Source organism: Moorena sp. (assembly GCF_982860115.1).
In genome coordinates, this window is sequence record NZ_CEYLVT010000277.1 from 1 (window position 1) to 8,753 (window position 8,753).

General features: G+C 40.9%; 5 protein-coding genes. 2 read left to right on the forward strand and 3 right to left on the reverse strand.

The window, feature by feature from the left end; translation table 11 throughout:
• Nucleotides 1-45 precede the first annotated feature (45 nt).
• From AC4II3_RS28910 to AC4II3_RS28920, 3 genes are all read right to left on the reverse strand, one after another.
• On the reverse strand, nucleotides 46-1,839 hold the full coding sequence (locus tag AC4II3_RS28910) for an LIC_10190 family membrane protein (RefSeq protein WP_488016341.1): 1,794 nt from the start codon (nucleotides 1,837-1,839) through the stop codon (nucleotides 46-48).
• A gap of 9 nt (nucleotides 1,840-1,848) precedes the next feature.
• Nucleotides 1,849-3,318, reverse strand: coding sequence for an NAD(P)/FAD-dependent oxidoreductase (locus tag AC4II3_RS28915; RefSeq protein ID WP_488016343.1), 1,470 nt, complete (start codon nucleotides 3,316-3,318; stop codon nucleotides 1,849-1,851).
• A gap of 208 nt (nucleotides 3,319-3,526) precedes the next feature.
• Nucleotides 3,527-4,597 carry a glycosyltransferase family 2 protein gene (locus AC4II3_RS28920; protein WP_488016345.1) on the reverse strand — a complete coding sequence of 357 codons (1,071 nt, stop codon included), beginning with the start codon at nucleotides 4,595-4,597 and terminating at the stop codon, nucleotides 3,527-3,529.
• Nucleotides 4,598-4,975: 378 nt separating this feature from the next.
• Here AC4II3_RS28920 and AC4II3_RS28925 point away from each other — a divergent pair, with 378 nt between their 5' ends.
• Together AC4II3_RS28925 and AC4II3_RS28930 are read left to right on the forward strand one after the other, a co-directional pair.
• On the forward strand, nucleotides 4,976-6,046 hold the full coding sequence (locus tag AC4II3_RS28925) for a glycosyltransferase family 2 protein (RefSeq protein WP_488029703.1): 1,071 nt from the start codon (nucleotides 4,976-4,978) through the stop codon (nucleotides 6,044-6,046).
• A gap of 13 nt (nucleotides 6,047-6,059) precedes the next feature.
• Nucleotides 6,060-8,720, forward strand: a complete 2,661-nt coding sequence (locus tag AC4II3_RS28930) for a glycosyltransferase (protein WP_488016872.1) — start codon at nucleotides 6,060-6,062, stop codon at nucleotides 8,718-8,720.
• Nucleotides 8,721-8,753: the final 33 nt, after the last annotated feature.

An 8,753-nucleotide genomic window follows, 5' to 3' on the forward strand; every position in this document is an offset into this window, starting at 1 on the left:
TCCCTATTCCCTATTCCCTATTCCCTATTCCCTATTCCCTATTCCCTATTCCCTGTTCCCTGTTCCCTGTTCCCTTTTTACTTTTATAAAACCACCTTTAATACCACGGTTTGGATCGCGAAGTTTGATATTATCTTCTAGTTCAAATGCACAAGGTAGTTTAGCAGACCAGCATAGCTCATGCTCTTCTGGAGAGATATCTTGTGGAGAAAAATAATTAATACCATTGACTTGTTTTTTGACTAAATCTGACCTCATCATCTGGGGAGGGAGAATCAGTCGATAGTGAGTTTTTTGATTCAGAACAATAACTAAGGTGATAACAGCCAAAGCTAAATAACTAGTTATACTAAATATCGGACTAATTTTCCATATCTTTGATACCGGTTTTTTTTTGCTTATCAGTAAATTTACATTACCATTTTTTTTGTAAAAAAATATAGTAATATATAAAGCAGGGATAATAATTATATATCCTAATCCAAGTCTGATTACAGGAGCATAAAGCATCATAAATATGGTTCCTGAAATGGCTAAGCCTAATACCCAAATCAAACCCCAAAGGCGATGATTGATTGATGTTCGTAGAATAGAGATAGTCAATAAAATTGAAATTAAAATTATTCCAGTAGCGATTTGATTTAGAGTACTAGAAATCAACCAAAGCACAAATTTCCAAAGCCAGGGAGGAATATTTTGTGGAGGTGAGTCAAACCATATTCCCCAAACGCGAGTGTTCTCAGCAACTGCTTTAGCTTCTTCTGCTGTCCAAGACCAGGGTAAATCCAGACATAAGAATGATGAGGGAAAAACTGGGCAACCAGAGGTGATGATATTGACAGCGAACATCGGTGATAAGAGTAAAGTAGTGATGACAGCACCTATCACTAGTCGTTTTATACAAAACCTACTGAAAACACTATAAAAAATAACTGATATTAATAATAGAGGTAGAGAAGTAAGCTTTATGGTTACAGCTCCAGCTGCTAAAATAAGTGGGATAAATGGATCGTAAAATTTATTCTTAAATTTATTTTTAAAACTATAGTTTTCATCCTGAGTTACGGATGATGAGCGATGGTGAGCAATGATTAACATTGCCCAAGCGATGATTACAGTCAGCAAAATTACTGGGATATCTGGCGATGGAGATACCAGAATATCTGACATCATAGTAGATAGGACTAACACAGGAAGTACAATCAATGAGCAGATGACGATAAACCAGTCACTGAGCTGTGCTTGATTGGTGAATAGTTGAGCTAAAGCAATCAGAAAGTGTACTATTGCCAGAAGAAAGGCAAAGCCATTGGTGATGGCACTAACTTGAGCATCGAAAATTGGAGGGTTAAACGGAGCAGCGAGAGCAAACCACGATGAGGTAAAACCAAGCTGCTGAAGGAGCAGGGCGATACCTGGCACTGCTCCATACTCAGACAACCATCGGATAGCTCCATAGTGATAGAGACCTGTGTCAAGCCAAGTTACTTGTCGGCTGGTGAATGCTGCGACACCAAATTCTAAGGTCAACAATCCCAAGGCTAAGTTGGGAAACAGCATGAAACATAGATTAGCAATTTCATGGCGGGTAGGTTGTGATGTCAGAGACAATAAACTCAGACTAGCAGCGGTACACCAGCCTACCCAGGAATTGAGGGGAAATACTAGGGAGGTTGCTAGCAGTGCAATGGACAGCACAACGATGCCCAACCACACTGCTGCAATAATGCGATCGCTAACTCGTTTAAAGGAATCCGCTTGCAGTACATTCAGTACAGCAGTTCCGATCAAGTAGCAAGGAATAAGTAGAAAATTCCAAGTCGTGATGAAGTAGAACATGTCAATAGCCTATACAGGCTGAAAAACTGAGTCTTCTACTGAATCCTGTTTTTGCTTTAACTCTTCTGTGGTAAATTCTTCATAGTAAGACCGTTCAGTATTTACCTCCCACAGATCATGATTTTCTCCCAGTAAATTCTTAACTGCTAACATTCCTGTTAACATCGAATGGTCTTGATTGTTGTAGCGATGCATCCCATTACGTCCAATGGTTTGTAGGTTATCAAAGTCTGCTAAAAAATCTTGAATCACTTGTAAATGCTGACGATAATCACGGTCGTAAACTGGGTAAGCTTTAGGTTGGCGCAACACAGTACCATCTTCTACAGCCTTGGCATCAGCCAGACCTAAACTCGCCAATTCACGGGTAGCTAAATCCAGCAATTTGCTCTCAGATAGATTCCAGATTTCATCTCCCTCATTACAGAAGTATTCTAAACCCAGACAGGTCTTGCTAGGATCCGATACCATTTTTGGACTCCAATTCTTAAAGTTTTGGATGCGACCCACTTTCACCTCTGGACTATGGATATAAATCCACTGATCAGGAAATAGATCTTTAGCATCAATAATGAGTGCTACAATAATAAAAGCTCGATAAGATAGGGATTTTGCTGCTTGGATTACCGCTGGTGGGGGAGGTGGGTCGAATTTTTGAACCAGTGCTGTTACTGGCATACTAGAGATGAAATGGTCTCCAGAGATACAGATAGTTTTTTCATCCTGCAAAGCAGTAATACTTTTGATATGATTACCATCTCGTTGAATACTAGTGACTACAGTATTCAGTCTTACCTGACCACCTTGATTATCTACTGCTTGCTGAAATTTTTCCCACATCATCCCTGGTCCAAGTATGGGGTAATCAAATTCCTTAATCAAGCTTTTGCTATTTTGACTTCCGAACAAAGCATTGATAATTGCTCGTTTTAGAGATAATTTTTGAATACGCTGTGCTGCCCATTCTGCTTGAATTTTATCGCAGGGTATGCCCCAGACTTTCTCCGTATACGTTTTAAAAAATAGTCTGTATAAACGACGACCAAAGCGATCGCTTACCCACTCTTCAAAGGTTTCAGGTTCACGCCAAGGTCGCAATTTTGCCTTGATTTTTGCTTTGAAGTAGCTGAGCAAAATAATCAGACTGTTAATGATGCCTAGATTCGATAGGGTGTTAAAAATTGAGAGGGGATAGTCGTAGAATTTCCCCTGGTAATAAATCCGTGACATGCGGGGAACTTTGATAAAGTCTTCCCCTAAAACCTCTTGCCAACGTTGATGCGCTGCTTCTACTTTGGTATAGAAGCGATGACCACCAATATCGAAGCGATAGCCTTTGTAGACTTCGGTGCGAGCAATACCACCGACTTTATTGGATTTTTCTAGAACGATAGGTTTAATGCCTTGTTTAACCAGGTCATAGGCAGCAGTAAGACCAGCCGGTCCTGCCCCTGTAATCACTACGGGATAATGTTCCATTGATTAAAAATAGTGCGTCAGTGGTGAGTGCGTTAGTGGTGAGTGCTTAGTAAGAGAATATCGATTTTTATTCCATAGCGATCGCAAGTCTAGGTTAACCCTAAAATTCAACCTTATAGTTAACGTTATTTTAACGTTATTTTGACAGTTAATATTAACTGTTATTGTTCAGATTTTTTATATTTATAAAATATAAATATATCAGGCTTCAATAATGATTTAAGCCTGATATATTAGGCAAGCCTATCAGAGTTTTTATGTACTTTTTAAACCAATGACGAACTATACCAATGGCAAACGCAAGTCCGCTGTAAAAGTAATACAGCCAGTGCCATGGAACGGTTCGTATAGTGAATAGTAAACCACGCTTTTGATAGAAGAATTGGTAGACAGGTCTGTTGAGTACTAGCAGGGCGAGACTAAACACACAGGTAGCAATAGCAATCACAGTACTAGACCACCAATAAGCTGTAACTAAAGCACCTAGTAGAGCATAGATCAACACTACACTAATACGACTAGACAGTTTTAGGTTCAAGTCACTGATAAACTCACCACAGTTTTCCGGACTTGCGTCGCGAACCTTTAAAATTACGGCAGTCCAGGGCAAGGCGCGGTAGAAAAAGTCAGCTCTAAGCAGAGAAATTATGCCCCAGCGCTTGAGATGTTTCACCCGTAGAGTCTTACACAGCTTAATCCTGTAACCTTTTTCCTTGAGTCGATAGCCTAACTCAATGTCTTCAATACAGGGTTGACGATAATTTTCCTCAAAGCCACCCATGGCAAGAAAGATGTCACGACGGATTGCGCCACAGGCACCCCAGAAAGTAGATGCTTGTTCAGATGCAGTTTGGTGAGTGTAGTGGTGGAGTAAATTTTTGTACTGGGAAAGGAAATTAGCAGCACCGGGAGCATCGTCATAAGAACCAATTAAAGCGGTTAAATTAGGTTCATTGTTAAAGATTTTCACCACTTGACCAATAGTATCCGGATAGATTGCTACATCAGCATCTATAAAGAACAGGATATCGCTTTGTGCTGCTTTCGCTCCCAGGTTTCGGGCTTTAGCCGGACCCCCTGCTGTGGGCAATCGAATTACCGTGGCTCCAAAGTCTTGGGCTAGACGCCATGAGCCATCAGTATCGCCATCAGCTACTACAATCACTTGATCGGGAGGGGGTTCAGCTTGAGATAGTTTGGCAAGACATTGCTGAAAGTCTTCGCCTCCGTTGTATACGGGGATGATGACGGAGATAGTTAGTTTAGCAGAGTCAACCATTCTTTAGAGAATTTACCTTCAATTACTGATTGATATTTTGAGATTAAATCGTTACTCTGCATCTCAACAATACCCTCGAATAGTATAACATTATTTTAGTCAAAAAACTCACTTTATAATAAATTTAATTAACCCCTTGATTGGCTTTAACAAAACTACCGAATAATCACTAATAGAGATTTTGTTTTCAAAAAGTCCTGAATTGACTGAGTAACTCTGTACTTGTAATAGAGGTTGTGTCTACAGGTTGAGCAGTCAGGCATCCGCTATCAGCAGTCAGCGGAAGTCAGCCCATTTGATATAGCTAAATGCTGATAGCTAAATTAAAAGCTCAGTTTATCCCTGTGGAAAGTATAACTATAAAATTTAAATCACCAAATGTCGGTTGTTAAAACAGTTGATAGCTTACCACTGGTTTCAGTGATTATCCCTGCCTATAATACAGAGCAGTTTATTGAAATCACATTACAGTCTGTTCTTTCTCAGACCTATAAAAACCTGGAAGTGATAGTGGTAGATGACGGTTCTCAAGACCGCACAGCTGAGATTGTTCAATCTATTGCTGAGGACGATCAGCGTGTTATTTTACTACAACAACCAAATTTAGGGGTGGCTGCTGCTCGTAATTTAGGGATTAAAAACGCTAAGGGAGATTATATTGCTCCCCTGGATGCTGATGATATTTGGTATCCGCAAAATTTAGAAAAGCAAGTTAAACGCTTCTTGGCAACAGAGCCATCGGTAGGGTTGGTTTATGCTTGGTCGGCGGATATTGATGCCGAAAATTCACTGACTGGAGATTTCCGTGCCTCAAGTATAGAAGGAAAGGTTTATAAAACTCTGGTATGTCATAACTTTTTAGGCAATGCTAGTGCATCTGTGATTCGCGCCTGTTGTTTTGAAACCGTCGGTGGCTACAACTGTCAATTGAAAGCACAACAGGCTCAGGGGTGTGAAGATTGGGAGCTCTATCTGCGAATTGCAGAACATTATGAATTTGCTGTTGTGCCGGAATTTATGATTGGCTATCGCAAGATTGTTAGTAGTATGTCTCGCGACTACAGCCAAATGGCTAAGTCTCATGGTTTGATGCTACGTGACGTTCAACAAAGGCATCCAGAGATTCCAGCAGCACTTTATCGATTGTCTAAGAGTAGTTTTTATATGTATTTGGCACGACAAAGTAGTCAGTGTAGTAGCGATCGCAGTACATTATTTTGGCTATCTCAAGCTTTGAAAGCGGATTTTATTACCCCTATTTTTCGCTATGGGTTGTATATCTTGTTCATTAAAAGCGTATTTAGAATGATCACTAAGATTAAATCTGAGAATTATGTTAATAAACCGGGTTTATCAGTCAGTTATGCGGATTTAACGAAACGCCGAGGTAGTCTATATTTCAAGCTCTTGCTTGGAAATTTATTACACCGTTCACTGCTGATGATATAAAATATTTTCGATTATGCTTTATCCAATCAAAGTAGTAGACATTGAGTTGAGCCGCCCCCTGACTACTCTTGATGGTTTGGATGGCTATATGGCAGTGCAAGGACTGCTTCGCTTCCATGGTGCGCCAATTGGATATGTTAAAGCACCGATTACTAATGGTCACTGCACAGCACAAACCTTAAGTAAACGTATTCTGGAAGACCATAGCGAGACGATTATCAATCGTCTTTTGTACAATGGATTATCCTTACCTCTCGGACGGGAAAGCTTGTGTCTTGAGGATTTGTTTGATGTGCCACCACCGGAGTATAAGGGCAAGTTGCCGTTAGTAACAGTTGCGGTTTGTACTCGCGATCGCACTGCTAATCTTGCTTTATGTTTAGACGCTATCAAGCAACTCGATTATCCTTACTTAGATATTGTAGTTGTTGATAATGCTCCCACCAATGATAGCACCAAAAAACTGGTAGAAACTTATGCTAATATTCGTTATATCTGTGAACCTCGTCCGGGTTTAGATTGGGCGAGAAACAGAGCTGTTCTTGAAGCTAAAGGAGACATTATTGCCTATACTGATGATGATGTAGTAGTTGATTCAGCATGGGTAAAAGCATTAGCGCTAGTGTTTATTAAACATCCTGACGTTATGGCAGTGACTGGGTTAGTTGTGCCTTATGAATTGGAAACCGAAACACAAGTGCTGTTTGAAATGTATGGTGGCTTCGGGCGAGGCATGAGCCGTAAATGGTATCAGGTTAATCGAGGCAACAAAATCCATTGGAGACTCCTAGGTACTGGAGAATTCGGTACAGGGGCAAACATGGCTTATCGCCGCTCAGTCTTTGATGATATTGGTTTCTTTGACCCTGCCTTGGATGTGGGTACTGTCACTAATGGTGGTGGTGATTTAGAAATGTTTTTCCGGGTGCTTAAGGAAGGACATACTCTGGTCTATGAGCCTAGTGCCATAGTGCGCCATCGACATCGACGGAATTATGCTCAGTTGCGTACGCAAATTACTAATAACAGTATTGGTCTGTTTTCTTACGCTATCCGTAGCGTCTTTGCCTATCCAGATGAGTGTGTTTCTTTCTTCTTGCTTTTGCTGTGGTGGATAGTCTATTGGAATTTAAGACGTCTGTGTCTTGATTTCAAAAACCCCACTCGCTTCCCACGGGATTTAATTCTGGCTGAATTCAAAGGCTGCTTCACTGGTTTAACTCGCTATCACAAAGCTCGCCACACTGCTGCTGAGATTACTCAATCTTTCGGTAACCAAGAACGAGAAACAGAAGTTGATATAAATAGTGATCCCTACCCAATTTTTTCTGACCCTATTTTTCCTGCTCTGACTAAGGAAGACATCCCAAAGATTAAAACCAATCCAGGTATGGCAGTGCGGACTGTGGATCTAGGGGAACCTTTACAGGCATTAACTGATGTAAAAGAGTATTCATCAGTACGAGTCTTTGTAAAATGGCATGATCACCTTTTAGGTAGCGTTGATATTGCTAACCCTGATCGAGGGATTAGCAAGAATCGCTTAATTGAAGTTATTGTCAATCAGTTTGGTCATAAGCTGCTGCAAGTAGACGTTAACTTCAGTAGGGATTACTATCATAATCAAGCACTATCTATCTTAAGTAATCACTATAAATCCAAGGAAAAAGAGACTGATTTACTAACCTGTTTACCAAAGACTATACCAGTTTCTATTATCATCGCTACCTATGACCGACCCCAAGATTTGCGGAAGTGTTTGTCGAGCCTAGTTGCCCAAGAGTCTACTCGACAATTGGAAATTATTGTAGTTGATAATCATCCCGCTTCTGGTTGGACTCCACCAGTGGTTGCTGAGTTTCCTGATGTTATTTTAGTTAGTGAATCCCGTCAGGGATCAGCTTATGCTCGCAATGTTGGCGTTGTTGCTAGTACCGGCGATATCGTGGTTACGATAGATGATGATGTTACTGTACCACCAGATTGGTTAGAAAAGCTAATCGCTCCTTTTGCTAGACCGGATGTAATGATTGTCACAGGTAATGTTTTGCCCTTACAGTTGGAAACCAATGCCCAGCAGTGTTTTGAAAATTATGGCGGCTTGGGACGGGGCTTTGAACAGGTGGAGGTTAATGGAGATTGGTTTGAATCCTTTTTCTACAAGCCTGTACCAACTTGGACCTTAGGAGCAACGGCTAATGTTGCTTTTCTTAGCAGTATCTTTCGTCATCCGAAGATTGGCCTGATGAACGAAGTCCTCGGTGCTGGTATGCCTTCAGGAGTTGGTGAAGATACTTACTTATTTTATAAGGTACTTAAAGCTGGCTACACCCTGGTCTATGAGCCAAACGCTTATGTCTGGCATAAGCATCGCACTGAAATGACAGCGCTACATCGTCAGCTTTACAACTACAGTAAAGGTCATGTTGCTTACAATCTCACCACATTACTAGAAGATGGGGATTGGCGAGGATTGGTGCAAATAGTGCTGGGATTGCCACTTGCTCATTTATGGCGCATCTTTGAACGGCTAAAAGGTTCGAGCAATTATCCGATCTCCCTAATCTGCTTGGAAATTACAGGTAATCTGGCTGGAGTTTGGTCTTTGTGGCAATCTCATCTACGGGTTAAACGTGAAGGTCGTATAGCAATGGGAACAGGGAGTAGGGAGTAGGGAGTAGGGAGTAGGGAGTAGGGAGTAGGGAGT